General features: G+C 76.2%; 26 protein-coding genes. 14 read left to right on the top strand and 12 right to left on the bottom strand.

From position 1 onward, the window contains the following. Positions 1-57: 57 nt before the first annotated feature. The gene (locus tag ACI79B_RS13065) at positions 58-882 is read right to left on the bottom strand and encodes an alpha/beta fold hydrolase (protein ID WP_456928020.1); all 825 of its coding nucleotides are present in this window, start codon (positions 880-882) and stop codon (positions 58-60) included. Positions 883-1,207: 325 nt separating this feature from the next. Beyond that, positions 1,208-2,125 (bottom strand): hypothetical protein, encoded by a 918-nt coding sequence (locus ACI79B_RS13060; protein WP_456928019.1) that lies wholly within the window; start codon positions 2,123-2,125, stop codon positions 1,208-1,210. An 87-nt stretch (positions 2,126-2,212) separates the two neighbouring features. Between ACI79B_RS13060 and ACI79B_RS13055 the strand changes: the two genes are divergently transcribed. Beyond that, positions 2,213-3,514, top strand: coding sequence for a 3-deoxy-7-phosphoheptulonate synthase (locus ACI79B_RS13055; protein ID WP_456928018.1), 1,302 nt, complete (start codon positions 2,213-2,215; stop codon positions 3,512-3,514). Between the two features lie 113 nt (positions 3,515-3,627). After that, positions 3,628-4,845 carry an L-2-hydroxyglutarate oxidase gene (lhgO, locus tag ACI79B_RS13050; RefSeq protein WP_456928017.1) on the top strand — a complete coding sequence of 406 codons (1,218 nt, stop codon included), beginning with the start codon at positions 3,628-3,630 and terminating at the stop codon, positions 4,843-4,845. A 4-nt stretch (positions 4,846-4,849) separates the two neighbouring features. Here the strand turns inward: lhgO and ACI79B_RS13045 are convergent, their stop codons facing one another. The 3 genes from ACI79B_RS13045 to ACI79B_RS13035 form a co-directional block, all read right to left on the bottom strand. Beyond that, positions 4,850-5,041: a hypothetical protein gene (locus ACI79B_RS13045; protein ID WP_456928016.1), complete on the bottom strand. Its 192-nt coding sequence runs from the start codon at positions 5,039-5,041 to the stop codon at positions 4,850-4,852. Positions 5,042-5,055: 14 nt separating this feature from the next. Further along, positions 5,056-6,402, bottom strand: a complete 1,347-nt coding sequence (locus tag ACI79B_RS13040) for an MFS transporter (RefSeq protein ID WP_456928015.1) — start codon at positions 6,400-6,402, stop codon at positions 5,056-5,058. A gap of 155 nt (positions 6,403-6,557) precedes the next feature. Further along, positions 6,558-7,421, bottom strand: coding sequence for an acyl-CoA thioesterase (locus tag ACI79B_RS13035; protein ID WP_456928014.1), 864 nt, complete (start codon positions 7,419-7,421; stop codon positions 6,558-6,560). 53 nt (positions 7,422-7,474) lie between these two features. Here ACI79B_RS13035 and ACI79B_RS13030 point away from each other — a divergent pair, with 53 nt between their 5' ends. The 3 genes from ACI79B_RS13030 to ACI79B_RS13020 are packed head-to-tail and all read left to right on the top strand — an operon-like array spanning position 7,475 to position 9,572. After that, positions 7,475-8,095 carry a TetR/AcrR family transcriptional regulator gene (locus ACI79B_RS13030; protein ID WP_456928013.1) on the top strand — a complete coding sequence of 207 codons (621 nt, stop codon included), beginning with the start codon at positions 7,475-7,477 and terminating at the stop codon, positions 8,093-8,095. Continuing rightward, positions 8,092-8,304 (top strand): ferredoxin, encoded by a 213-nt coding sequence (locus ACI79B_RS13025; RefSeq protein ID WP_456928012.1) that lies wholly within the window; start codon positions 8,092-8,094, stop codon positions 8,302-8,304. Before ACI79B_RS13030 ends, ACI79B_RS13025 begins: the two co-directional genes overlap by 4 nt. Then, positions 8,301-9,572 carry a cytochrome P450 gene (locus ACI79B_RS13020; RefSeq protein WP_456928011.1) on the top strand — a complete coding sequence of 424 codons (1,272 nt, stop codon included), beginning with the start codon at positions 8,301-8,303 and terminating at the stop codon, positions 9,570-9,572. The genes ACI79B_RS13025 and ACI79B_RS13020 overlap by 4 nt, the downstream gene beginning before the upstream one ends. A gap of 35 nt (positions 9,573-9,607) precedes the next feature. Here ACI79B_RS13020 and ACI79B_RS13015 read toward each other — a convergent pair whose 3' ends face one another. Beyond that, a complete protein-coding gene (locus tag ACI79B_RS13015) occupies positions 9,608-9,811 on the bottom strand; it encodes a zinc-ribbon domain-containing protein (RefSeq protein ID WP_456928010.1) in 204 nt (67 codons plus the stop codon). Between the two features lie 66 nt (positions 9,812-9,877). On the opposite strand from ACI79B_RS13015, the gene ACI79B_RS13010 reads away from it, so the two are divergent. The 5 genes from ACI79B_RS13010 to ACI79B_RS12990 all read left to right on the top strand — a co-directional run bounded on the left by ACI79B_RS13010 (position 9,878) and on the right by ACI79B_RS12990 (position 14,483). Beyond that, positions 9,878-10,858: a patatin-like phospholipase family protein gene (locus tag ACI79B_RS13010; RefSeq protein ID WP_456928009.1), complete on the top strand. Its 981-nt coding sequence runs from the start codon at positions 9,878-9,880 to the stop codon at positions 10,856-10,858. A gap of 60 nt (positions 10,859-10,918) precedes the next feature. Then, positions 10,919-11,623: a 3-oxoacyl-ACP reductase FabG gene (gene fabG / locus ACI79B_RS13005; RefSeq protein WP_456928008.1), complete on the top strand. Its 705-nt coding sequence runs from the start codon at positions 10,919-10,921 to the stop codon at positions 11,621-11,623. Then, positions 11,623-12,396: an enoyl-ACP reductase FabI gene (fabI, locus tag ACI79B_RS13000; RefSeq protein ID WP_456928007.1), complete on the top strand. Its 774-nt coding sequence runs from the start codon at positions 11,623-11,625 to the stop codon at positions 12,394-12,396. The genes fabG and fabI overlap by 1 nt, the downstream gene beginning before the upstream one ends. A 68-nt stretch (positions 12,397-12,464) precedes the next feature. Then, positions 12,465-13,607 (top strand): ferrochelatase, encoded by a 1,143-nt coding sequence (locus ACI79B_RS12995; protein WP_456928006.1) that lies wholly within the window; start codon positions 12,465-12,467, stop codon positions 13,605-13,607. 39 nt (positions 13,608-13,646) lie between these two features. After that, complete coding sequence (locus tag ACI79B_RS12990; RefSeq protein WP_456928005.1) at positions 13,647-14,483, top strand: class I SAM-dependent methyltransferase; 837 nt, start codon at positions 13,647-13,649, stop codon at positions 14,481-14,483. Here the strand turns inward: ACI79B_RS12990 and ACI79B_RS12985 are convergent. Together ACI79B_RS12985 and ACI79B_RS12980 are read right to left on the bottom strand one after the other, a co-directional pair. Further along, on the bottom strand, positions 14,480-15,127 hold the full coding sequence (locus tag ACI79B_RS12985) for a hemerythrin domain-containing protein (protein WP_456928004.1): 648 nt from the start codon (positions 15,125-15,127) through the stop codon (positions 14,480-14,482). The two genes, ACI79B_RS12990 and ACI79B_RS12985, sit on opposite strands and share 4 nt — an antisense overlap. A gap of 40 nt (positions 15,128-15,167) precedes the next feature. Then, positions 15,168-15,908, bottom strand: a complete 741-nt coding sequence (locus ACI79B_RS12980) for a hypothetical protein (protein WP_456928003.1) — start codon at positions 15,906-15,908, stop codon at positions 15,168-15,170. A 67-nt stretch (positions 15,909-15,975) separates the two neighbouring features. Here ACI79B_RS12980 and ACI79B_RS12975 point away from each other — a divergent pair, with 67 nt between their 5' ends. Further along, entirely contained in the window at positions 15,976-16,416 is a 441-nt protein-coding gene (locus ACI79B_RS12975; RefSeq protein ID WP_456928001.1) for an NfeD family protein, read from the top strand. Between the two features lie 79 nt (positions 16,417-16,495). Next, entirely contained in the window at positions 16,496-17,689 is a 1,194-nt protein-coding gene (locus ACI79B_RS12970) for an SPFH domain-containing protein (protein WP_456928000.1), read from the top strand. Positions 17,690-17,727: 38 nt separating this feature from the next. Here ACI79B_RS12970 and ACI79B_RS12965 read toward each other — a convergent pair whose 3' ends face one another. Further along, complete coding sequence (locus ACI79B_RS12965) at positions 17,728-18,657, bottom strand: RNA polymerase sigma factor SigF (protein WP_456927999.1); 930 nt, start codon at positions 18,655-18,657, stop codon at positions 17,728-17,730. Positions 18,658-18,719: 62 nt separating this feature from the next. Continuing rightward, entirely contained in the window at positions 18,720-19,217 is a 498-nt protein-coding gene (locus ACI79B_RS12960; RefSeq protein WP_456927997.1) for an ATP-binding protein, read from the bottom strand. A gap of 249 nt (positions 19,218-19,466) precedes the next feature. Between ACI79B_RS12960 and ACI79B_RS12955 the strand changes: the two genes are divergently transcribed. Together ACI79B_RS12955 and ACI79B_RS12950 are read left to right on the top strand one after the other, a co-directional pair. Next, positions 19,467-21,308 (top strand): SpoIIE family protein phosphatase, encoded by a 1,842-nt coding sequence (locus ACI79B_RS12955; protein WP_456927996.1) that lies wholly within the window; start codon positions 19,467-19,469, stop codon positions 21,306-21,308. A 54-nt stretch (positions 21,309-21,362) separates the two neighbouring features. Next, positions 21,363-22,373, top strand: coding sequence for a DNA topoisomerase IB (locus ACI79B_RS12950; RefSeq protein ID WP_456927995.1), 1,011 nt, complete (start codon positions 21,363-21,365; stop codon positions 22,371-22,373). 76 nt (positions 22,374-22,449) lie between these two features. On the opposite strand, the gene ACI79B_RS12945 is transcribed toward ACI79B_RS12950, so the two are convergent. After that, positions 22,450-22,848: an STAS domain-containing protein gene (locus ACI79B_RS12945; RefSeq protein WP_110907395.1), complete on the bottom strand. Its 399-nt coding sequence runs from the start codon at positions 22,846-22,848 to the stop codon at positions 22,450-22,452. A gap of 277 nt (positions 22,849-23,125) precedes the next feature. Beyond that, entirely contained in the window at positions 23,126-23,647 is a 522-nt protein-coding gene (locus ACI79B_RS12940) for a hypothetical protein (protein WP_456927994.1), read from the bottom strand. Positions 23,648-23,791: the final 144 nt, after the last annotated feature.

Raw genomic sequence — 23,791 nt, 5'->3', positions numbered from 1 at the left:
TGGCTGAACACCGCGACCGGGGCCGGTCTTCCCACCGGCCCCGGACGGGGGCGGCGGTCAGGAGCGGATGAACTCGAGCAGGTCGGCGTTGATCGTCTCGGCCTGCGTCGTCGGCATGCCGTGCGGGAAGCCGGCGTAGGTCTTGAGCGTCCCGTTCTGGAGGAGCTCCGCGGACCGTGGCCCCGAGTTCGCGTACGGGACGACCTGGTCGTCGTCGCCGTGCATCACCAGGACCGGCACCGTGATCTTCTTGAGGTCGTCGGTGAAGTCGGTCTGGGAGAACGCGACGACGCCGTCGTGGTGGGCCTTCGCGCCGCCCATCATCCCCTGCCGCCACCAGTTCGCGATGATCGCCTCGGACGGCTCGGCGCCCGGCCGGTTGAACCCGTAGAACGGTCCCGACGGCAGGTCGCGGTAGAACCGGGACCGGTTGGTGGCGACCTGGGTCTGGATGTCGTCGAACACGCTCTTCGGCAGGCCACCGGGGTTGGCGTCGGTCTGCACCATGAGCGGCGGCACCGCGCTGATCAGCACGGCCTTCGCGACGCGCTCCTCGCCGTGCCGGCCGAGGTAGTGCGCGACCTCGCCCCCGCCGGTGGAGTGGCCGACGTGCACGGCGTCGTGCAGGTCGAGGTGGGCCGTCAGCGCGGCCAGGTCGTCGGCGTAGTGGTCCATGTCGTGGCCGTCGCCGGTCTGGGTCGAGCGGCCGTGCCCGCGCCGGTCGTGCGCGATGACGCGGTAGCCCCGGGCCAGGAAGAACATCATCTGCGCGTCCCAGTCGTCGGCCGACAGCGGCCAGCCGTGGCTGAAGACGATCGGCTGACCGGTGCCCCAGTCCTTGTAGAAGATCTCGGTGCCGTCGTCGGTCGTGATGGTGCCCATGTCGTGCCTCCGTCGGTCTCGCGGGGGTGGTCCGTCCGCAGGTGGGGAGCAGTTCGGGCGCGGCGTGAACCCAGCCGGAGTCGGTGGCCTGCGAGCGGCTGCTGTGGGGCGGTTCGGTGGACTCGGCGGTCGACGGGGTCGCGGCGTCGCCCGGTGCCACGGCCCTCCTGGGGTCGGTTCTCCGGCGGCCACAGGCTCGTGGGCGCGCGCACGCGAGCGCAACCCCCGTGGCGTACTGGCTCGTTCCGTTCCTCCGGACCGTCGGGGAGGGACGTCACGCGGCGGCCGGGACGACCACCTTGCCGGGCAGTCGACCAGGGTGGCCTCAGGTGACGGGCAGCGCGGCGAGCCGGGCGGCCAGCTCGGCGTTGCGGCGGAGGAACGGCGCCCACCCGGCCGGCGCGCGGGTCCCCGCGGAGGCGCGCGTGCAGGTCTCCTGGTCCCAGTGGCGCACCCGGCCGCCCCGGATGCGCAGCCGCACGAGCACCTCGCCCGTCCACCCGGTGACGTCGCCGTCGGCCTGCTCCTCCGGCGCGGTGACCCGCTGCGGCGCGACCACCCACTCGACGGCCTCGATCTCCTCCTGCAGCCGGGCCGCGGCCTCGTAGGCCTGCGCCGCGGCCGCGGCGTCCCGCCGGGCGCCCAGCGCCGCCAGCGCGGCGGCGACCGCTCCCGGCTCGCGGTCGAGCACGGCCGTGAGTGCGGCGGCGAGCTCCGGGAGCGAGGCGTCCTGCCCGCCCCGCAGCCGCGCCAGCTCGCGCTCGCCGGCGCTCCGGCCGGGGCCGGCGTGGGCGAGCGGGTACACGCGGTTCAGCCCGGAGACGGCCGACCGCACCCGGCGCCGGCCGAGGTAGGGGCCGAAGTGGCGCACTGCCGGTGCCGGCCGGGCGTCGTGGACCACGTCGAGGCGCGGCGCGTCCGCCGAGGGGTCCAGCCGGATCCGGACGGGGACCTCGAGACCCCCGGGGATCCGGTTCCACGGCGGCAGCGACCGCTCGAGCAGGTTGCGCTCGGCCCACGCGGCCTCGTGCACGGAGTCGCAGACCAGCGCCTCGATCCGGGCGACCCGGCCCACCATCCGCCGCAGGTGGCGGCGGTCGCGCAGGTCGCCCCAGTACGAGCCGACCCGCGAGCGCAGGGAGGTGGCGCGGCCGACGTACAGCACGCGCCCGGCGCCGTCCCGGAAGCGGTACACGCCCGGAGCGGCCGGCAGCACGGCGACGGCGTCCGGGCGGGCGGGCACGCGCCCATGGTGCGCACGCCGCCACCCCGCCCGACGCCGCCGGGCCCCACCCGCCCCGCGCGTCACACCCGCCCCGCCGGAGGTGGGGTGCCGGGCGACCGCACCGGGCGCCGGGCCGTTGCGCCGCTGTGGTTGGCTCGACGGTCGGAACGACCGAGGAGGCCCCCCATCCCCGCTGACCGCATCCTGGAGGCGGCGACGCGGATCGCCGACCTGCTGCTCGACGTCCAGACGACGGTGAACGCGCAGATCGACGCCACGCTCGCCGACCTGCTGCCCGGCGTCCAGCGGCAGGTGGGCGTCACGGCGGCGGACGGCGCCGACCTGTCCGGCCTGGTGAACGCCCGGATCACCGGCCTGAGCGTCGTCGTCACCCCCGCGGCGGTGGCCACCGTCGTCCCGCTGTCGCCGGAGTCGGCCGCCACGACGCGCGCCGCGCGGGCCGCGGTCACCGACGTCCTCACCGGCGCCGACGACCGCCTCGTCGTCATCGCCGGCCCCTGCTCGGTGCACGACCCCGTCGCCGCGCTCGAGTACGCCGCCTTCCTCGGCCGCATGCGGGCGCGGCACGGCGACGACCTCGAGATCCTCATGCGGACCTACACGGAGAAGCCGCGGACCGAGGTCGACTGGAAGGGGTTCGCCTACGACCCGTTCCTCGACGGGTCCAACCGGATCAGCGTCGGCCTGGTCGCCACCCGGATCCTCATGTGCCGCATCACCGGGCTGGGCGTGCCCGTCGCCGCCGAGCCGCTCAACGCGCTCACGCCGCAGTACGTCAACGGGCTGGTCACCTACAACGGCGTCGGCGCGCGCAACGTCACCGACCAGACCGCCCGCGAGCGGGTGTCGGGCTTCTCGTCCGTGGTCGGCTTCAAGAACTCGCCCGAGGGCAGCGTCGACTCCGCCATCCAGGCCGTCGTCACCGCGCGCGCCCCGCACGAGTTCCTCGGCGTCGACCACCACGGGGTCTCGGCGCAGCTGTCGACCACCGGCAACGACACCGGCCACGTCATCCTGCGCGGCACCACGGACGGCCCCAACTACTCGGCGGAGCACGTCGCCGAGGTGAAGCGGAAGCTCGCCGCGCGCGGGCTGCCCGAGGTGGTCGTCGTCGACGCCTCCCACGGCAACAGCCAGAAGGACCACCGGCGCCAGCCCGCGGTCGTGCACGACCTGGCCGAGCAGGTCGCCGGCGGGGAGCGGGCGATCCGCGGCGTGATGATCGAGAGCAACCTCGCCGAGGGCCGGCAGGACCTCGACCGCGAGCACCCCGAGCGGCTCGAGTACGGCGTGAGCGTCACCGACGCCTGCGTCGACCCGGCGACGACGGAGGCCCTGCTGGCCGAGCTGGCCGCCGCCGTCCGGTCCCGCCGCGGCACCGCCTGACCGCGCGCCGCCTGACCGCGCGCGCCGACGGGCCTGGCCGTCCCCGGCCCGGGCGGGCACCATCCCTGCTCACGGCGGGGCCCCCGGTCCTGCCCCGAGGACGGAGGTGGCCGGTGCGCGCAGGGACCGTCGACCGGATCGGCGTCGTGGGCGCCGGGATCGTGGGCCTGGCGGTCGCGCGCCGGCTGGCCGAGCTCCGGCCCGACGTGCACGTCACGGTGGTGGACAAGGAGGACGACGTCGCCGTCCACCAGACCGGCCACAACAGCGGCGTGGTGCACGCCGGCCTCTACTACGCGCCCGGCTCGCTCAAGGCGCGGCTGTGCACCCGCGGGCGCGGCCTGCTGCGCGAGTTCTGCGCCGAGCACGGCCTCGCCTACGACGAGTGCGGCAAGCTCGTCGTCGCCCGCCGGGACGACGAGCTGCCCGCCCTGGACGAGATCGAGCGGCGGGCCACCGCGAACGGCGTGCCCGGCCTGCGCCGGCTGTCCGCCGAGGGGCTGCGGGAGGTGGAGCCGGAGGCGGCCGGCGTGGCGGCGCTGCACTCGCCGCACACCGCGATCGTCGACTTCCGCGCCGTCGCCCGCGCCATGGCCGGCGACCTGCGGGACAAGGGCCACGACGTGCGGCTCGGCTTCGAGGTCACCGCGGTGCTGCCGCAGGTCGGCGGGGGAGTGGTGGTGTCCTCCGGCCGCGAGGCGTTCGCCGTCGACCGGCTCGTGGTCTGCGCCGGGCTGCAGAGCGACACGGTCTCCCGGCTGGCCGGCGACGACGCAGGGCCGGCGATCGTGCCGTTCCGCGGCGAGTACCACCGCCTGGTGCCCGAGCGCGAGCACCTGGTCCGCGGGCTGATCTACCCGGTGCCCGACCCCCGGTACCCGTTCCTCGGCGTGCACTTCACCCGCCGGGTCGGCGGCGGGGTCGACGTCGGGCCCAACGCCGTGCTGGCCCTCGCCCGCGAGGGCTACCGGCGCCGCGACGTCCGGCCCGCCGAGCTGCTGCGGACGCTCACCTGGCCCGGCATGCGCCCGCTGGCCCGGCAGCACTGGCGGATGGGCGTGGCCGAGTTCCGCGGGTCGCTGTCGCGCCGGGTGTTCCTCGCCGCCGCGCGGGAGTTCGTGCCCGCCCTGACCGACGACGACGTGGTGCGCGCGCCTGCCGGCGTCCGCGCCCAGGCCGTCGACCGGGACGGCACCCTGGTCGACGACTTCCGGGTCCACCGGCTCGGCCCGGTCGTCACCGTCCGCAACGCGCCCTCGCCGGCGGCCACCTCCTCGCTGGCGATCGGCGAGCACGTGGCCGAGCGGGTCCTCGCCGACGACGGGGACTGACCGGTCAGTCCCGCTGCCGCGGGCCGCCGGCCGGCGCGGGCGGGGCGGCCGGCAGCAGGAACCCGGCCGAGGCGAGGGCCAGGCAGGTCGAGCAGAGCAGGGCGAGCCCGTCGTGCGGGCACGCGGCCCGCCGGTTCGCCGCCTCCAGCCGGTGCACCAGCCAGCGCGCCCACACCCGCTCCCACCGGGACGCCACGACCCCGCCCTCCCTCAGCGCCCGGGGGCCACCGGCGGCGCGGCCTCGGCGACCACCCCGGGCAGCACGGGGAGTGCGACCCCGGCCGGCCGGCGCCACGGCCCGCGGAAGAACAGGACGGCGACCCCGAACAGCGCCATCGCGCCGAGGGACACGACCATCCAGGTGCGCCAGTCGGCCGCGTCGACCACCCGTGGGGCCACCAGCAGGACGACGACCGCCATGGCCTTGCTGAGGAAGGAGAACAGGCCCCACGCGGTGCCCTGCAGCCGCGGGTCGACGTCCTCGGCGTTCTCCGAGTAGTTCGCCATCCACGGCCCGTAGGCCACGCCCAGGCCGGCGCCGAGCAGCACCCCGGTGACCATCAGCGCCGTCCAGGACACCCCGGCCGGGTCGGCCATCAGCCGGATCAGCACGACGCCGCACGCCAGCGCGACCAGCGTGCCGCCGAGGGAGAACGGGCGGCGCAGCTGCAGCCGGTCCGACAGCCGCCCGGCCGCCACCAGCGTGCCGAGGTTGAGCACCCAGAACAGCATCATCACCTGGGACGCCTGCGCCGTGGTCAGCGCGAACGTGTCCACCAGCATCGTCTGGCCGTACAGCGCCAGCGTCAGGTAGGTGACCAGCCAGCAGGCGATGCCCAGGCAGTGCGCCCACACCGCGGCCGACCGCAGCAGGTCGCCGGGGCGGGCCGGGCGGGCGTCGTCGGCGACGCCGAGGGCGCGCTGCTCGCTCTGCAGGATGCTCGCCCGCAGCGTGGGGGACAGCTCCGCGATGTTGGCGGCGATGACCAGCGAGACGACGAGCGAGACGCCGCCCATGAGCCAGAACTGCGACCGCCAGCTGTCGTCGAACGCGGCCAGCGTCGCGCCGGCGATCGCCGCGGCGAGGAAGTTCGCGCCCACCGGCCCCCAGGTCCAGAACGCGAACGCCGTCGCCCGGCCCATCCGCGGGGAGAAGTCCCGCACCAGCGGGGCGGTGCTGGCGATGGCCACGCCGTCGACGAAGGACAGCACGGTGCGGGCGACCAGCAGCTGCGTCGGCGTCTGCACCAGCGTCGTGGCCACGCACAGCAGCGAGGTGAGCAGCATGAGCGGCACCAGCAGCCGGACCCGGCCGACGGAGTCGGTGAGCCGCCCGCCGATCAGCCCGGCGACGGCGCCGGCGAGCATCGCGGTGGCCGAGATGCCGCCGTAGGCCGCCAGGCTCATCCCGAGGTCGTCGAGCAGCAGCGGCACGACCGGGGCGATCTGCGCCTCGAACGAGCAGATCAGGCTGGCGAGGACCGCCATCGCGAGGATCCGCCGGCGGCGGCGCCCGGTCGGGTACGTGTCGAGCCGGCGGACGTAGGAGCGGGGCACGGCGCCTCCTCCGGCACGACGTCGTCGGCGCGCCTCAGGCCGGTCGGACCCCGCCGCGGACCGCGGCGGGACGTCCCGGGAGTGCTCCGTTCCGGAACGCGGGGAGACACTCGGGCAGGACCCGGAGTGTTGTCAAGGTCACACCCGCGCGCCGGTCAGCGGGGGCCGAGCGGGCGCACCGTCCCCTCCTGCGCGACGGTGAGCACCAGCCGGCCGGACCGGTCGAACAGCCGGCCGGCGCACATCGCCCGCCCGCCGTCGGCCCAGGTGCTCTCCTGGTCGTAGTAGAGCCACTCGCCGGGGCGGGCCAGGCGGTGGAACCACACCGCGTGGTCCAGGCTCGCCGCCGCGACGTCGGGGGCGCCCATCACCCTCCGGTGCGGCGCGAGCGCGGTGGACAGCAGCAGCACGTCGGAGACGTAGGCCAGGGTGGCCGCGCGCACCAGCGGCCCGTCGGGCAGGTCCTCGCGCGAGCGCACCCAGAACCGCTGGCGCGGTTCCGCCGCCTCGCCGCGCGCGGCGGCCTGCCGGGGCAGCTCGCCGTCCAGGCGGAACTCCAGCGGGTGCCGGTCGGCCAGCCGGTCGAGCCACGCGCGCAGCAGGCCCTCCGCGCCGGCGCCGGCCTCGAGCGGGCCGGGCAGTTCCTCCGGCGGCGGGGCGTCCGGCCGCGCGGACTGGTGGGCGAAGCCGGGCTCGGGCCGGTGGAAGGACGCGGTGAGCTCCAGGGTCGTCCGGCCGCGCTGCCGCGCCCGCACCCGGCGGGTGGCGTAGCTGCCGCCGTCGCGCACCCGCTCGACGGCGTAGCCGGTGGGCTCGGCGGCCTCCCCGGCGCGCAGGAAGTACGCGTGCAGCGAGTGGACCGCCCGGTCCTCCGGCACGGTCCGCCCGGCGGCGACCAGCGCCTGGGCGACGACCGCGCCGCCGAAGGCCCGCTCGGGGGAGGCGCGCCGCGGACCGGCCGCGAAGGCGTCCGGACCGTCCGGCCGCAGGTCGAGCAGCTCGGCCAGCCCACCGGTCACGTCGCCTCCCGACCCCTTGACGGCGCGAATTGAACCACTGTTCGATTCGTGACGTGGGTCGCACTCCGGGCGCCACCGCGGCGGGCACGCGCGAGCGGCTGCTGCGCGCGGCCGCCGACGTCTTCGCCCGGCGGGGCTACGAGGGCACGCGCGTGTCCGAGGTGGCCGACGCGGCCGGGCTGAGCAACGGCGCCCTCTACGCCTACTTCGGCTCCAAGGCCGCCCTGCTCGTCGACGCGCTGCACGTGCACGGCCGCCGGCTGCTCGCCGACCTCGTCGCCGCCGACCCCGGCCGCTCGGTCGCCGACCTGCTGCTGGCCAGCGGGCGCACGCTGCGCCGCCGCCGGGACCCCGACGGCGACCTGCTGGTCGAGGCGCTGGTCGCCGCCCGCCGCGACGACGACGCCGCCGGCCCGGTGCGCGACTACGTGCAGGAGCGCGCCGCGTGGCTGGCCGGGCTGGTCCGCCGCGGCCAGGACGACGGCGAGATCGACTCCGCGCTGTCCCCGCGCGCGGTCGCCCACCTGTGCCTGTCGCTGGCCGTCGGCACCGCGCTGGTCGGCCCCGACGTGGACCCGGTCGACGACGGGGAGTGGACGGCGCTGCTCGCCCGCCTCGTCGCCGGACTCGCACCGCAGGAACCGCCCGCCCGAGGAACGGAGAGCCGCCCGTGAGGATCTCGATCGACCCGTCGCTGTGCCAGGGGCACGGCCGCTGCTACGACCTCGCCCCCGACCTGTTCGGCGCCGACGACGAGGGCTACTCGACCCTCCTCGTCCCCGGCGGGGAGGTGCCGGCCGGGCTCGAGGACGACGCGCAGCTCGCCGCCGACAACTGCCCCGAGGCCGCCGTGCTCGTGCTCGAGCAGGAGCCGGCGCGGTGACCGTCGACGACCGCTCCTTCGCCGACGCCAGCACCCTGCGCTCGGACCCGGCCCTCGGCACGTTCAGCGACGTGCGCAGCGGACCGGTCGAGGACTGGGCCACCGACTTCTCGCACACCGAGGAGGAGTGGGCGCAGGGCGCCATCGGCATCTGGGACGACCTGCGGCAGCGCTGCCCGATCGCGCACACCGAGCGGTTCGGCGGGGCGTGGCTGCCCACCCGCTACGAGGACGTCGCCGCCGTCGCCTACGACACCGAGCACTTCTCCTCCCGCGCGATCATCGCGGGCAACTTCCGGCCGCCGCGGGCGCTCGCCCCGGTCGGCGGCACCCCGCCGATCTCCTCGGACCCGCCGTTCCACCACGACGCGCGCAAGCTGCTGCTGCCGGCGTTCACCAAGTCCGCGGTCGGCCGGCAGGAGGAGAGCACGCGGGCGTTCTGCCACTCGCTGGTCGACGCCCTGGAGGGCCGGGACGTCGTCGACGCCGCCGCCGACTACGCCCAGCACATCCCTGTGCGGGTCATCGCCGACATGCTCGGGTTCCCGCCCGAGGACGGCCCGCGGTTCCGGCAGTTCGTCGAGAACGCGCTGGAGGGCATCGACCTGCCGCCCGAGGAGCGCCTCGCCCGCAGCAGCCACCTGTTCGAGTACCTGCTCGCGCAGATCCAGGACCACCTCGAGCACCCGCGCGAGGACCTGACCACCTACCTGCTCGAGGCCGAGCTGTACGGCCGCCGGCTCGAGCCCGCGCACGTCGCCGGGACGATGGCGCTGCTGCTCATCGCCGGCATCGACACCACCTGGAGCGCGATCGGCGCCTCGCTGTGGCACCTCGCCGGGCACCCCGAGGACCGGCACCGGCTGGTCGCCGAGCCGGGGCTGCGGCCCACCGCCGTCGAGGAGTTCCTCCGCGCCTACGCCCCGGTCACCATGGCGCGGCTGGTCAAGGAGGACGTGACCTGGCGCGGCGTGGAGATGAGGGCCGAGGACTGGGTGCTGCTGTCCTTCCCGGCCGCCAACCGCGACCCCGCCCAGTTCGAGCGGGCCGACGAGGTGGTCATCGACCGGCAGGTGAACCGGCACGCCGCCTTCGGCCTGGGCATCCACCGCTGCGTCGGGTCGCACCTGGCGCGGATGGAGATGCGGGTGGCGCTCGACGTCTGGCTCGACCGGGTGCCCGAGTTCTCCCTCGCCGACCCGGCCGGGGTGCGGTGGTCGACCGGCCAGATCCGCGGCCCCCGCGCGCTGCCGCTCCGCATCGGCTGAGGCCGGCGTCCGGCCCTCGGCACCGCCGTCGCGGCTCAGACCTCGACGGCGGTGCCGCAGACGCCGCACACCTCGAGCCGCCGGCGTCCCCACCGGGCGACCGGCACGAAGAACACGCTCAGCTGGCGGAACTGCCGCACCCGCGCCCACCGGGTGGTGTTGCCGCACCGCGGGCAGGTGCGCACCGCCCCCGGGCCGAGGTCCTTCTGCCGCGTGCCGAACCCGAAGAGGAGGAACACCCGGCCAGCCTAGGTCGGTCCCGGCGCGCGGGAGCCGCGCCGGCCGGGCCGTGGGACCGTGGAGGGATGGTCCGGGTCGGTCTGGTGCTGGGTGGCGGCGGCGTGGTCGGGCAGGCCTACCACGCGGGCGTGCTGGCGGTGCTGCAGCACGACGTCGGCTTCGACGCGCGCACCGCGGACGTCGTCGTCGGGACCTCCGCGGGGTCGATCACCGGCACCCTGCTGCGGGCCGGCGTCTCGCCGGAGGACCTCGCCGCGTGGACGGTCAAGGCGCCGCTGTCCGGCGACGACGACGTGCTGCGCGCCATCGCCGCGACCCCCGTCCCCGAGCTCGCGCCCTTCCGCCCGCTCGACGTGCTCCGCCGGCCGATGCGCGTGCCCGGCCCGCACCTGGTCGCCCGCGCCCTGGCCCGCCCGTGGCGGTTCCGCCCGCTGACCGCCGGCATGACGCTGCTCGCGGCGGGCCGGCACGACATCGTGTCCCAGCTGGGCGCCCTGAGGGAGGTCGAGGGGCCGACCTGGCCGGAGCGCGACCTGTGGATCACCGCCGTGCGCCGGCGGGACGGGCGCCGCGTCGTCTTCGGCCGGCCCGGGGCGCCGCCGGCCCCGGTGCACCTGGCGGTCGGCGCGTCCTGCGCGGTGCCCGGCTACTTCGCCCCCGTGCAGATCGGCCGGCACGCCTACGTCGACGGCGGGGTGCACTCCGCGACCAACGCCGCGGTGCTGCGCCGCGCCGGGGTGGACGTCGTCGTCGTGCTGGCGCCGATGAGCGGGTCGCCGGGCTGGCGCCAGGACTTCACCGCCGCCATGCGCCGGTACTCCCAGCGGCAGCTGGACCGGGAGGTGCGGGCCCTGCGCGGGGCTGGGATCCGGACCGTCGTGTTCACCCCCGGCGCGGCCGAGCAGGAGGTCATGGGCGCGGACTTCATGTCCGGCGAGCGCGTCGACGAGGTGCTGCAGCAGTCGTTCTTCCAGGCCGGCGTGCACGCCGCGACGCCCGAGGTGGCCGCCGTGCTGCGGGAGGCCTCCGACCGCGACCCGGTGTGACCTGCGCCCAGCGACTAGGTTCGGCACCTGACAACGTCGCCGGGGGCCAGGGGGTCGAGCGTGGGCAGGTCGGTGCTGGTGACCGGCGGCAACCGGGGGATCGGGCTGGCGATCGCCCGCTCCTTCGCCGAGCAGGGCGACTCGGTGGCGGTCACCCACCGCGGCAGCGGCGCCCCCGACGGGCTGTTCGGCGTGCAGTGCGACGTCACCGACGCCGCGGCCGTCGACCGGGCGTTCACCGAGGTCGAGGAGCAGCAGGGCCCGGTCGAGGTGCTGGTGAGCAACGCCGGCATCACCCGCGACGGGCTGCTCATGCGGATGAAGGAGGACGACTTCACCGACGTCCTCGACGCCAACCTCACCGCCGCCTACCGGGTGGCCAAGCGCGCCTCGGCGAAGATGGTGCGCGCCCGGTTCGGCCGCATGGTGTTCGTCAGCTCCGTCGTCGGGCTGCTCGGCTCGGCCGGCCAGACCAACTACGCGGCGAGCAAGGCGGGCCTGGTGGGCCTGGCCCGCTCGATCGCCCGCGAGCTCGGCAGCCGCAACGTCACCGCGAACGTCGTCGCGCCCGGGTTCGTGCGCACCGACATGACCGCGGAGCTGCCGGAGAAGCGGCAGCAGGAGATCCTCGGGCAGGTGCCGCTGGGCCGGTACGCCGAGGCCGACGAGATCGCCGCCGTCGTCCGATTCCTCGCGAGCGACGCGGCCGGATACGTCACCGGGGCGGTCGTCCCGGTCGACGGCGGACTGGGGATGGGGCACTGATGAGCGGCATTCTCGAGGGCAAGAAGGTCCTCGTCACCGGCGTGCTGACCGAGGCGTCGATCGCCTTCGCCACCGCGCGGATCGCGCAGGAGCAGGGCGCCACGGTCGTGCTGTCCAACTTCGGGCGCGCGCTGTCGCTGTGCCAGCGGATCGCCAAGCGGCTGCCGCAGGAGGCGCCGGTCGTCCAGCTCGACGTGACCGACACCGAGCACCTGGCCTCGCTCGCCGACCGGCTGCGCGAGGCCGGCCTCGACACCCTCGACGGCGTCGTGCACTCCATCGGCTTCGCGCCGCAGGAGGCGATGGGGGAGGGCTTCCCCGAGGTCGCCTGGGAGCACGCCGCGACCGCGTTCCAGGTGTCGTCCTGGTCCTACGCCTCGCTCGTCCAGGCCTGCCGGCCGCTGCTGGCCAACCCGTCCTCGGTCGTCGGGCTCACCTTCGACGCGTCCGTCGCCTGGCCGGTCTACGGCTGGATGGGCGCGGCCAAGGCGGCCCTGGAGTCGGTCAGCCGCTACGTCGCCCGCGAGCTCGGCCCCGACGGCGTGCGGTCCAACATCGTCGCCGCCGGCCCGCTGCGCAGCATGGCCATGAAGTCCATCCCCGGCAGCGCCCAGTTCGAGGAGGCGTGGGAGGGCCGCGCCCCGCTGGGCTGGTCGGTCACCGACACCGAGCCCGCCGGCAAGGCCGTCGTCGCCCTGCTGTCGGACTGGTTCCCCGCCACCACCGGCGAGATCGTGCACGTCGACGGCGGGTTCCACGCCGTCGGCGTGTGAACGGTCACAGAGCCACGCCGTCGGCGTCCGACCGCATCCGATCCGCCCCGTAGCACCGAAGGACGTCCGTGCCCCGCGCCACCGTCGACATCAACCCCGGCCAGCGTCCCGACGAGGACCCCTCCCTGGCCGTCCGCAACAACGGGGGGACGCCGCCCGCGGCGGCGCCCGCTCCGGCCGGCCGCCGCGAGGCGCTGCTGGTCCTGTCCTTCGGCGGCCCCCGCGGCCACGACGACGTCATGCCGTTCTTGGAGAACGTCACCCGCGGCCGCGGCGTCCCGCGCGAGCGGCTGCTCGACGTCGCCGAGCACTACCACCACTTCGGCGGCGTGAGCCCGATCAACGAGCAGAACGAGGCGCTGGTCGCCGCGGTCCGCGAGGACCTCGCCGCCAACGGCGTCGACCTGCCGGTCTACTGGGGCAACCGCAACTGGGACCCCTACGTCGAGGACGTCTGGCAGCAGATGACCGACGACGGGATCGAGCACGTCTACGTGCTGGCGACGTCGGCCTACGCCTCCTACTCCGGGTGCCGTCAGTACCACGAGGACGTCGCGCGGGCCCGGATCGCCACCGGCGGCGGCCCGACGGCGGAGAAGCTGCCGCACTACTTCGACACCCCCGGCTTCGTGCGCGCCAACGCCGACGCCCTCGCCGCCGCGCTCGCGCGGCTGCCCGGGGAGCACCGGGCCACCGCGCGCCTGGTGGCCACCGCGCACTCGATCCCCGACGCGATGGCCGACGTCGCCGGCCCCGACGGGCACGCCTACGAGGCGGAGCTCCTGGCCGCCGCGCGCGCCGTCGTCGACGCCGTCGAGCCGGGCCGCGACTTCGACCTGGTCTGGCAGTCCCGCAGCGGCCCGCCGTCGGTGCCGTGGCTGGAGCCCGACGTCAACGACCACCTGCGCGCGCTGCACGAGAACGGCGAGACGGCGGTCGTGCTGTTCCCGATCGGGTTCGTCAGCGACCACCTCGAGGTGATCTGGGACCTCGACAACGAGGCAGAGGAGACCGCCGGGGAGCTCGGGCTGGCGTTCGTCCGGGCCGGGACGGCGGGCACCCACCCGGCGTTCGTCGCGATGGTCCGCGAGCTGCTCGAGGAGCGGCGCGCGGGCGGCGAGCCGCGGCTGGGCACCAACTGCCCCGCGGCGTGCTGTTTCGTCCAGCGGCCGGCCCGCCCGGCCGTTGACGGGGCGCCCGCCCGCGAGTAGACCGTCGGGCCACCGGGGGCCGGACGAGGACGGTGGGCCGTGGTCGAGGTCGCTCCCGCCAACGCCGCGCAGCTGCAGGCGTGGGACGGCGCGCAGGGCGCGTACTGGGCCGCGCAGGCCGACCGCTTCGACCGGTCGGTCGCCCGCTACGACGCCGCCTTCCTCGCCGCGGCCGGCCTGCGGCCGGGGGACCGGGTCCTCGACGTCGGCTGCGGCACCGGCCGGACGACGCGGGAGGCCGCCCGCCGCACCGGGTCCGCGCTCGGGGTGGACCTGTCCTCGGCGATGCTCGAGGTCGCCCGCCGCCGCGCCGCCGAGGAGGGACTGACCGGCGCCCGGTTCGAGCAGGCCGACGCCCAGGTCGCCGCCTTCCCGCCGGCCGCGTTCGACGTGGCGATCAGCCGGACCGGCGCGATGTTCTTCGCCGACCCGGTGGCCGCGCTGGCCAACGTCGGCCGGGCGCTCGTGCCCGGCGGCCGGCTGGTCCTGCTCGTGTGGCAGGCGGCCGAGGCCAACGAGTGGATCACCGAGATCACGGGGGCGCTGGCCGCCGGCCGAACGCTGCCGTCCCCGCCGCCGGGCGCGCCGGGCCCGTTCTCCTTCGCCGACCCGGCGCGGATCCGCGCGGTGCTCACCGCGGCGGGTCACCGTCAGGTGGAGGTCGAGGGTCTGGCCGAGCCGGAGTGGTGGGGTGCCGACGCCGACGAGGCACTGACCTTCGTCCTCGGCCTCGCCGGCTGGCTGCTCGACGGGCTGGACCCGCCCGCCCGGGACCGCGCGGTGGCCGACCTGCGGCGCCGGCTCGAGGCCCACGCCGGGCCCGACGGCGTCGAGCTCGGCTCCGCGGCCTGGCTGGTCACCGCCCGCCGCGCCTAGCGCCGGGCCGGGGCCTGGCGCCAGACGGGCGCGATCCGCCGGGTGTAGCCGCGGCCGAACACCCGGGACAGCAGGGCGGTGACCGGCGCCGGGACCGTGCCGCGCAGGGCCGCCCGGTCGCCGTCGGTGATGCCGTCGGTGAGCCAGGCGAAGAACGAGCCCGCGTCGCCGGGGGAGGTGTGCCGCAGCCGCCCGGTGACCGCCCGCCACTCGGCGGTGCCCTCGTGCTCGCGCAGCAGCGGCTCGAGCGCGGCCTCCTCGTGGTCGAGGTGACCGACCACCACCTCGCGGGTGCGGGCGACGGCGGCGCGGGCGTCGCGGGCGTCGGCGGCGGACCCGGTGCGGGCCAGCGCCGCCAGCGCGTCCCCGGTGTCCGCGAGCGCCGCCGCCATCGCCGCGTGCTCGGTCTCCATCTCCGCGAGCAGGTCCCGGCCGACGCCGGTGCCCTCGAGGAACGGCCAGACGTGGGCGTCCTCGCCCTCGTGGTGGTGGGTGAGCTCGCGGCGGAGGTTGGCGAACGCCCGCTCGAGCTGCCGCGCCCGCTCCCGGTCGCCGTCGCGCCAGGGGTCCAGGGCGGCGGCCAGCCGGGTGAGGTCGCGGCGCACGGCGTTGTGGATCAGGCCGTTCATGGTCGGCACCGTCATGGCGGCGGACCGTAGCGGCGGCGGCCCGCCCGGAGTGCCGCTACGGGCGCGGGACCACGTTGTAGGCGGCGACGGTCGCCTCGCGGACGGCGGTGGCCAGCGGGCGCAGCGCCTCGTCGCGGGCGGCGGCCTGGCCGTGGGTGACCGCGCCGCCGGGGGCGTCGGTGAGCGCCAGGTCCAGCACCCGCGCCAGCCGCTGCGCCCGGGCGAGCACCGAGGAGGCCAGCGGGTCGGTGTCCGGCGGCAGCTCCGGGGCGCGGGCGCTGCCCAGCCCGGCCAGCAGCGCCGGCACCTCGGGGTTCCAGCGGGCCAGGTCCAGGGCGGCGAGGGTGCGGGCGGCGTCGCCGACGGCGAGGTCCAGCGCCCCCGAGACCGCGCGCAGCGAGCCCTCGACCGGCGGCGGCGCGGGCGGGACGCCGGTCAGGTCGACCGCCGTCCACGCGGTGACCTCCGGGCCGAGGTCCTCCGGCACCAGCGCGACGGCGTCGCCGACCGCCACCTGCCCCGCCTCCAGCGCCAGCGCGGCCAGGCCCGGCGCGGACGGCACGCCCCGGACGTCGCCGGGCACCGGCAGCACCAGCCGCAGCCGCCGCTCGCCCAGGCCGCGCAGCGCGGTCAGCGCCCAGCCGAGGGGGACGGCGCCGGCGGTACCGGGCAGGCCGGTGACGCGATGGGCACGGTCGTCGGTCAGCGCGTCGAGCGCGTCGTCGTAGGAGGCGCGGCCGGACAGCCACGCGGTCGCCCAGACGGCGAACCGGCCCGCGGGGAGGTCGTGGAGCACCCAGCGAGGCTACGTCGGCCGCGATCCGGGGGCCCGGAGACGGCCGGTGGTCTGGGAGACTGGGGACGTGGCTGCGTGGGTGCTCTGGCTGGTCGCCTCGGGCCTGTTCGTCGCGGGCGAGGTGGCCAGCCTCGACCTGGTCCTGCTGATGTTCGCCGGCGGCGCGCTGGGCGGGGCCGTGGTGGCGCTGGCGGGCGGGTCGCTCGCCTTCCAGATCGTGGCGTTCATCGCCGTCTCGGTGTTCCTACTGGCGAGCGTGCGGCCCGCGGCGAAGGCGCACCTGGAGAGCCGGACGCCCCGGCACGTCGACGGCGTGCAGGCCCTCGTCGGCCGCACCGCCACGGTGACCCGCGAGGTCGGTCGTTCCAGTGGCCGCATCCGGGTGGGCGCCGACGAGTGGACCGCCCGCACCGACTACGGCGACGGCACCTTCCCCGTCGGCGCCACGGTGCGGATCATGCAGGTCGACGGGGCGACCGCCGTGGTCGGCGAGGCGCTCGAGCTCTGAGCCCCGCGCGCCGGGGCAGTGACCCCGGGTGCCACCCCGGGGGATGATCACAGCGGGACCCGACCCGAGGAGTGCCGCCGTGACCCCTGCCCTGATCGCACTGATCGTCGTCGCCCTGCTGGTGGTGCTCGTCGTCGCGAAGAGCGTGACGATCGTCCCGCAGGCCCAGGCCAAGGTGGTGGAACGGCTCGGCCGTTACAGCCGCACGCTCTCCCCGGGCCTGTCGCTGCTCGTGCCGTTCGTCGACCGGGTGCGCGCGACGGTCGACCTGCGCGAGCAGGTCGTCTCGTTCCCGCCCCAGCCGGTGATCACCGCCGACAACCTGCAGGTCGGCATCGACACCGTCGTCTACTTCCAGGTCACCGACCCCCGGCTGGCGGTGTACGGCATCGCCAACTACATCACCGGCATGGAGCAGCTGACCACGACGACGCTGCGCAACGTCGTCGGCGGGCTGAACCTCGAGCAGTCCCTGACCGGCCGCGACGGCATCAACAGTCAGCTGCGCGAGGTGCTCGACGGCACCACCGGCCCGTGGGGGCTGCGGGTGGCGCGGGTGGAGATCAAGGCGATCGACCCGCCGCCGTCGATCCGCGACTCCATGGAGAAGCAGCTGCGCGCCGACCGCGACAAGCGGGCGATCATCCTGCAGGCCGAGGGCGCCCGGCAGTCGGCGATCACCACCGCCGAGGGGCAGAAGGCCGCCGCGATCCTGTCGGCCGAGGGGAAGAAGCAGTCCGCGATCCTCGAGGCGGAGGCGGAGCGGCAGAGCCGGATCCTGCGGGCCGAGGGCGAGCGGGCGGCGCTGTACCTGCAGGCGCAGGGGCAGGCCAAGTCGATCGAGACGGTGTTCCGGGCGATCCACGAGGGCCGGCCCGACCAGGGCGTGCTGGCCTACCAGTACCTGCAGACGCTGCCGCGGATCGCGCAGGGCGACGCGAACAAGATGTGGATCGTCCCCAGCGAGTTCAGCCGCGCGCTGGAGGGCCTGGCGAAGCTCGGCGGCGCCGACGGCGACGGCCGGTCGTTCCTCGACGTCCCGCCGCCCGCCGACGGGGCCCCCGCCGGCGGCGGGCTGGACACCAGCGGCTGGTTCGAGTCGCAGCTGCCGCCGGCCGCCGAGCAGCCGGAGGCGAAGATCGAGCTGCACAGCATCGCCGACGCCGGACCGGCCCTGCCGGCCCCCGAGCTGCCGCCCACGACGTCGCTGGCGCGGGCGGCGGAGGAGGAGGCCACCCACGGGACCCCCGACGCCGGGCGGCCGCAGGGCTGACCCGGGCGACCGGGACGGCCGCTCCGCGGGGGTCTCGCTCAGTCCTTGAGCAGGCCCTCGCGGAGCTTGGCCAGGGTCTGGCTCAGCAGCCGGGACACGTGCATCTGGGAGATGCCGATGTCGGCGGCGATCTGCGACTGGGTCATGTTCCCGAAGAACCGCAGGATGAGGATGCGGCGCTCGCGGGCGGGGATGGTGGCCAGGAGCGGCTGCAGCGACTCGCGGTACTCCACGCCCTCCAGCGCCGCGTCCTCCTCGCCGAGGGTGGCCGCGAGCGTGGGGGAGTCGTCCTCGCCGGAGAGCCGCTCGTCGAGCGAGCTGCTGCGGTAGGCGTTGGCCACCGCCAGGCCCTCGAGGACCTCCTCGCGCGGGATGCCCAGGTGCTCGGCCAGCTCCGACGGCGTCGGGGCGCGGCCGTTCTTCTGTGCCAGCTCGCCGACGGCGGAGTTCAGCGACAGGTGGAGCTCCTGCAGCCGCCGCGGCACCCGCACGGACCAGCCCTGGTCGCGGAAGTGCCGCTTGATCTCCCCGGTGATGGTGGGGACGGCGAAGGAGAGGAACTCCACCCCGCGCGTCGGGTCGAACCGGTCGATCGCCGCGATCAGGCCCAGCGTGCCGACCTGCAGGAGGTCGTCGAACGGCTCGCCGCGGTTGCTGAACCGGCGGGCGAAGTGGCGGACGAGGGGCAGGTGCTCCTCGACCAGGATCTCGCGCAGCCGCTCCCGCCGCGGGTCGTCCTTCTCCAGCGTGGCCAGCTCGGCGAACAGCGGCGCGGTCCGCTCGGCGCGCCGCCGGTTGTCCGAGACCGGCGCGCTGTCGCCCTCGCGGGCACCGGCGGTCCGGGCGGCGCCGGGCCCGGCGCCGTCCTCGCTGTCGGCGTCCTCGTCCTCGGTGTCCTCGGTGTCCTCGCTGTCGGTGTCCTCGGCCTCGACGTCCTCGGCCCGGTCGGCCGGGTCCGGGGAGCTCACCGGCGGATCGTCGTGCAGGGCGTCCTCCTCGACGGAGGCCCGGGGACCGGCGGTCGCCGGCGTCACGGGGCCACCGAGTCGTCGCTGCCCGCGGAGCCGACCAGCTGCGCCGGCCGCTGCCCCGGCAGGTACTTGTCCATGGAGATGACCGCCACCGCGCCCTCACCGCCGTCACCGGCCGGCACCTCCCGCTGGGAGGCCGGGCGGCCCTCGACGTTGTCCGCCAGCGTCTGCAGCACCGCCCAGCCGAAGCCGTCGCGGGGGACGTCGGTCCCCTCGGCGGTGGGCACCCACGCGTCGATGTGCAGCCCCGCCCGGGTGGTCTCGAAGACGACCGTCAGGGGCGCGTCGCCGAGTGCGATCGCCGCGAGCGTGGCGCAGGCCTCGTCCACCGCCAGCCGCAGGTCCTCGACCGAGTCAAGGTCGTAGTCCATGCGGATGGCCAGGTCACCGGCCATCGCCCGCACCGCGGGCAGCTGGGTCGGCGTGGTCGGCACGCGCAGCTCCAGCCGTTCCGCGCGCCGCCCGTCCTGGGCGAGGGCACCCCTCGAGTCCGCCATGCGTCGTCCGCTCCTCATCAGTACGTCCGGCCGCGGCCGGTCTGCTCCGCAGGTGTCCGGGGCCGCGGCGCCCGGTCCCATCCTGCCCCGCTCGCGGGTCCGCGGTGCGCGCGGGGCGGGGGCGGGAGGCGACCGGGCCGTGTCCCAGCGGGACGGACTACCCGTTCCCGGCGCGTCGGCAAACACCGTGTGCCCACGGGGTCGCGCGCGGTTGCCGGGGCACCGCCCCTGTGGTCTGTTGGTCCCCGGATGAACGCCAGCCAGGGCAGTCTGCCGCCGGGGCCCCGTCCCGCCGAGGACGAGGGCCCGGCCGCGCTGGTGGCCGCGCTGGAGGACGCGCCGTCGGCCCTGTGGTTCGTCGCCGGGCCCGGCCCGCGGACGCTGTGGGCCAACGCCCGCGCCCGCACGCTGGGACCCACCCCGCACGACCTGCCCGTCGTCGGCGACCAGCCGGTGGCCGACGTCGTCGCCGACGTCCTGCGCACCGGCCGGCCGGTCACCCTCTCCGGCGTCCTGGCCGGCGACGGCCCGGAGGTCACCGTGGCCGTGCAGCCTCTGGCCGCCGGCGGTGAGCCCGGCGCGGTCCTGGTCCTCGAGAGCGGCGGTGAGGAGGAGGGCCCGGCCCCCGCGGACGTCGTCGGGCAGGCGCAGCACTCGCTGCTGCCGCCGTCCCTGCCGCTGCTGCCCGACGTGCGGCTGTCGGGCAGCTACCACCCGGCCAGTTCCGACCGCGCCGCCGGCGGCGACTGGTACGACGCCGTGTCCCTGGGGCACGGCCGGCTGGCGCTGGTCATCGGCGACGCCGTCGGCTCCGGGGTGCCGGCCGCCGCCGCGATGAGCCGGCTGCGCGGGGCGATGCGCTCCAGCGCGCTGCGCGACCCCGCCCCCGCCGCGGTGCTCGCCGCCCTCGACGACTTCGCCGGCCAGATGGACGACGTCCAGGGCGCCTCGGTCTTCTACGCCGTCCTGGACGCGGCCACCGGCGCGCTGACCTACGCCGCCGCCGGGCACCCGCCGCCGCTGCTGGTGGAGGCCGACGGGCGCACGACCCGCCTGCCGGTCGACGCGCGGCCGCCGCTGGGCACGGTGCGCGGCGCGGCCACCCCGGTGGCCTCGGCCCGGCTGGAGCGGGGCGCCACCCTGGTCCTCTACTCCGACGGCGCGGTGGCCGCCGCCGGCCCGCCGCCCGCCGCGGGCCTGGACCGGCTCACCGCGGTCGCCCGGGCCGCGCTGGCCGACCCCGAGGCCCTCGACGGGGACGCGGCGGCCGGGCTGGCCGCCACCATCGCCGCCGGGATGCTGACCGGCGGCGGCCGCCCCGACGACGTCGCCGTGCTCGTGGCGCACCGCCGCGCGCGGTCGGTGGAGGCGCTGCGGCTGGACCTGCTGGCGGTGCCCGCGTCGCTGCCCGCCGTGCGCCGGCGGCTGAGCGCGTGGCTCACCGCGCTGGGCATGGGCGAGCAGGACCGGGTGGGCGTGATGGTCGCGGTGGGGGAGGCCTGCGCCAACGCGGCCGAGCACGCCTACCGCGACACCGAGCCCGGCCCGATGCAGGTCACCGCGGCGGTCGACGTCGACGGCGTGCTCACCGTGACCGTGCACGACGAGGGCACCTGGCGCCCGCCGGACCGCGACCCCGGCGACCGCGGTCGCGGGCTGCTGATCATGCGCCAGCTGGTCGACGGGATGGTCGTGCGCGGCGAGCACGGCACCACGGTCACCCTGCGCACGCGGCTGCGGCAGACGCCGGACGAGCAGCCCGAGCACCCGGTGGGCGGCAGCGGCGCGACCGTCGTCGTCGACCGGGAGGGCGCCGACCCGGTGGTGCGCGCCGCCGGCGACGTCGACCTGGTCAGCGCCGAGCAGCTGCGCATCCGGCTGCTCGAGGCCAGCCACGGCGGCACCGTCCGGGTGGAGCTGGACCTCACCGCGGTCACGCTGTTCAGCAGCGCGGCGGTGCGGGTGGTGCTCGCCGTCGCCGCGATCGCCGAGGCCGAGGGGTGGCGGCTGGTGGTGCACGCGCCCGACGGCGGCGTCACCCGGCACATCCTCGAGGTGAGCGGACTGCAGCGGCTGGTCGAGCTGCGCTGAGCCCGGCCGGGGACGGTCCGTTTACGGGACCGGCGTGGTGCGCATCCACAGCGCGTGAGACTCCGGCGCAGCGACGTGCACGGACGCGGGTGGACCCGCCGCCGGGCCGGTCGCGGCTTCTCCTACCGCGATGAGCACGGCCAGCTGATCCGGGACCCGGAGCGGCTGGACCGGATCCGGTCGATCGCGATCCCGCCGGCCTGGAAGGACGTGTGGATCTGCCCGTGGCCCAACGGGCACATCCAGGCCACCGGGCTCGACGCCGCGGGACGGCGGCAGTACCGCTACCACGACGCCTGGCGGGCGAAGCGGGACGCGGAGAAGCACGAGCGGGTCCTCGCGATCGCGCACGAGCTGCCCGAGGTCCGCGACCGGGTGGCGGAGGCGCTGCGCACCCGCGGGCCCAACCGGGAGCGGGTGCTGGCCTGCGCGCTGCGCCTGCTCGACCTGGGCACCTTCCGGATCGGCAGCGAGGAGTACGCCGAGGAGAACGGCACCTACGGCCTGGCCACGCTGCGCCGGGAGCACGTCACGGTCAAGGGCGAGCGCACCTGGTTCCGGTACACCGCCAAGGGCAGCATCGAGCGCGAGGTCGAGATCACCGACCGGCCGACGGCGACCGTCGTCCGGGCGCTGCTCGAGCGGCCCGACGACGCCGGCGAGGATCTGCTGGCCTACCGGCTCGACGACGGCACCTGGCGTGACGTGACCAGCGACGAGATCAACGCCTTCCTCAAGGAGGTCAGCGGGGCGGAGATCACCGCCAAGGACTTCCGGACGTGGAACGCGACGGTGATCATGGCCCGCGCGCTCGCCGAGCAGCCGTCACCGAAGAGCAAGACGGCCCGCAACCGGACCATCCGGGAGGCCTACACGCTGGTGTCCGAGCACCTCGGCAACACCCCGGCGGTGTGCAAGGCCAGCTACGTCGACCCGCGGGTGGTGGACCGGTACGAGAACGGCGAGACCATCGCCGACGCGCTCCCCGACGCGGCGCGGGCCGAAGACGACCGGGAGGAGAAGAAGGTGCTCGAGCAGGCGGTGTGCCGGCTGCTGTCCGCCTAGCCGGCCCGCCCGACCGGCCCCGGAGAGCCGACGAGGCCCCGCCGGAGCGGGGCCTCGTCGCGGGTGGTGCGGAGGGTCAGCGGGCGCTGCTGTCCACGATGGTGAACAGGTCGATCAGGCCGGTGACCTCCAGCGGGCGGGTGACCGCCCGGGTGGTGGCGACCAGGCGCAGCTCGACGTCCCGGGACTTCGCCGACTTCTGGGTCTCGACCAGCACGGCCAGACCGGCGGAGCCCAGGAACTGGACCCCCGACAGGTCGATGACCAGCTCGCGGGGCTGCTGCTCGAGCTGGGTGTCCAGCGAGGAGCGCAGCACCGGGGCGGTGAAGGTGTCGACCTCGCCGACGACCGTCACCGTGACCGCGCCGTCCTCACCGGTGGAGGTCGAGAGCGTGATCACGTCGTCGAAGGGTGCCTCCGTGCCCTCGGTGGACACGTCGTGCTGCCCCCCGGCGGGCAGGTCGGATGCGGTCACGGACACAGCTCCTCTCAGTGGCCACGCCGAGTGGTGCGGCCACCGGTCAATCTACCGCCGTACGCCGCGGAGGTGTCGTCGCCCCCGGGCGGACCGGCGTTGCAGTGGACACGCCGGAGGCGGTCGGCCGGCCGGTGTGCGCGGCTGCCTGCTCAACCGCATTTACAACGTAGACAACCCGGTCGCCGCACGCCAACCAGCCCGGGCGAGCGCGTGGCGGCGCTCACCCGGGCCGGTGACGGAACGGCTCTGGAGAGTGGTGTCCGGTGGCGTGGTGTCAGGTGTTCTCGACGACGTGCACCGCGGACTCCTCCGGGCCCTCCCCGGCCACCGGTGCGTCGGCGAACGCCTCGACGTCGTCGCCGGTGCGGTTGGTGCCCGAGTCGCTGAGCGCGTCGGTGTCCTGGTCCTGGTCCAGCTGCGCGAACGCCCGCGACGGGTCCTCGGCGGGGCGCACGCCGGGGTCGTCGTCGGGGATCTCCTCCTCCAGGCGGGCGGTCAGCGACTCGCCCTCCTGCTGCTCGCGCGCCGTCGTCCCGAAGCCGACCGGCTCGTCCTCCCGGTCACCCGGCTCGGGGGCGAACTGCGGGTCCTCGGAGCGCTGCATCGTGGGGAAGTCGTCCTGCGAGACGTCCGGCACACCCTGGTCCTCGGGGAACACGTCGCGGGCGGTCTGGCCCTGGGAGCCCGGCGCGCCGCCCTCGCGCACGCCGGTCAGGCCGCGCTCGTCGTCGGGGAACTCGGCGTCGTTCTGCGCGGAGTGGACCGCCCCGCTGTCGTTCGGCTCCGGCTGGGTCATCGGGCGTTCCTCTCTCTCGGGCCGCCGGACGGTGCCCCCGGCGGCGGACTGCCCTCCCGCCTACCCGCCTCCCGGGAAGCCATGCGGCGGCGGGACGTGACGCGACCGGCCGGGCCGGGCGGCATGGCGCACCGGCCGCAGGGG

The organism is Geodermatophilus sp. SYSU D00879, assembly GCF_054050375.1.
Note: the sequence above shows the minus strand (reverse complement) of the source record. Positions and strands in the feature narration are given on the sequence as shown.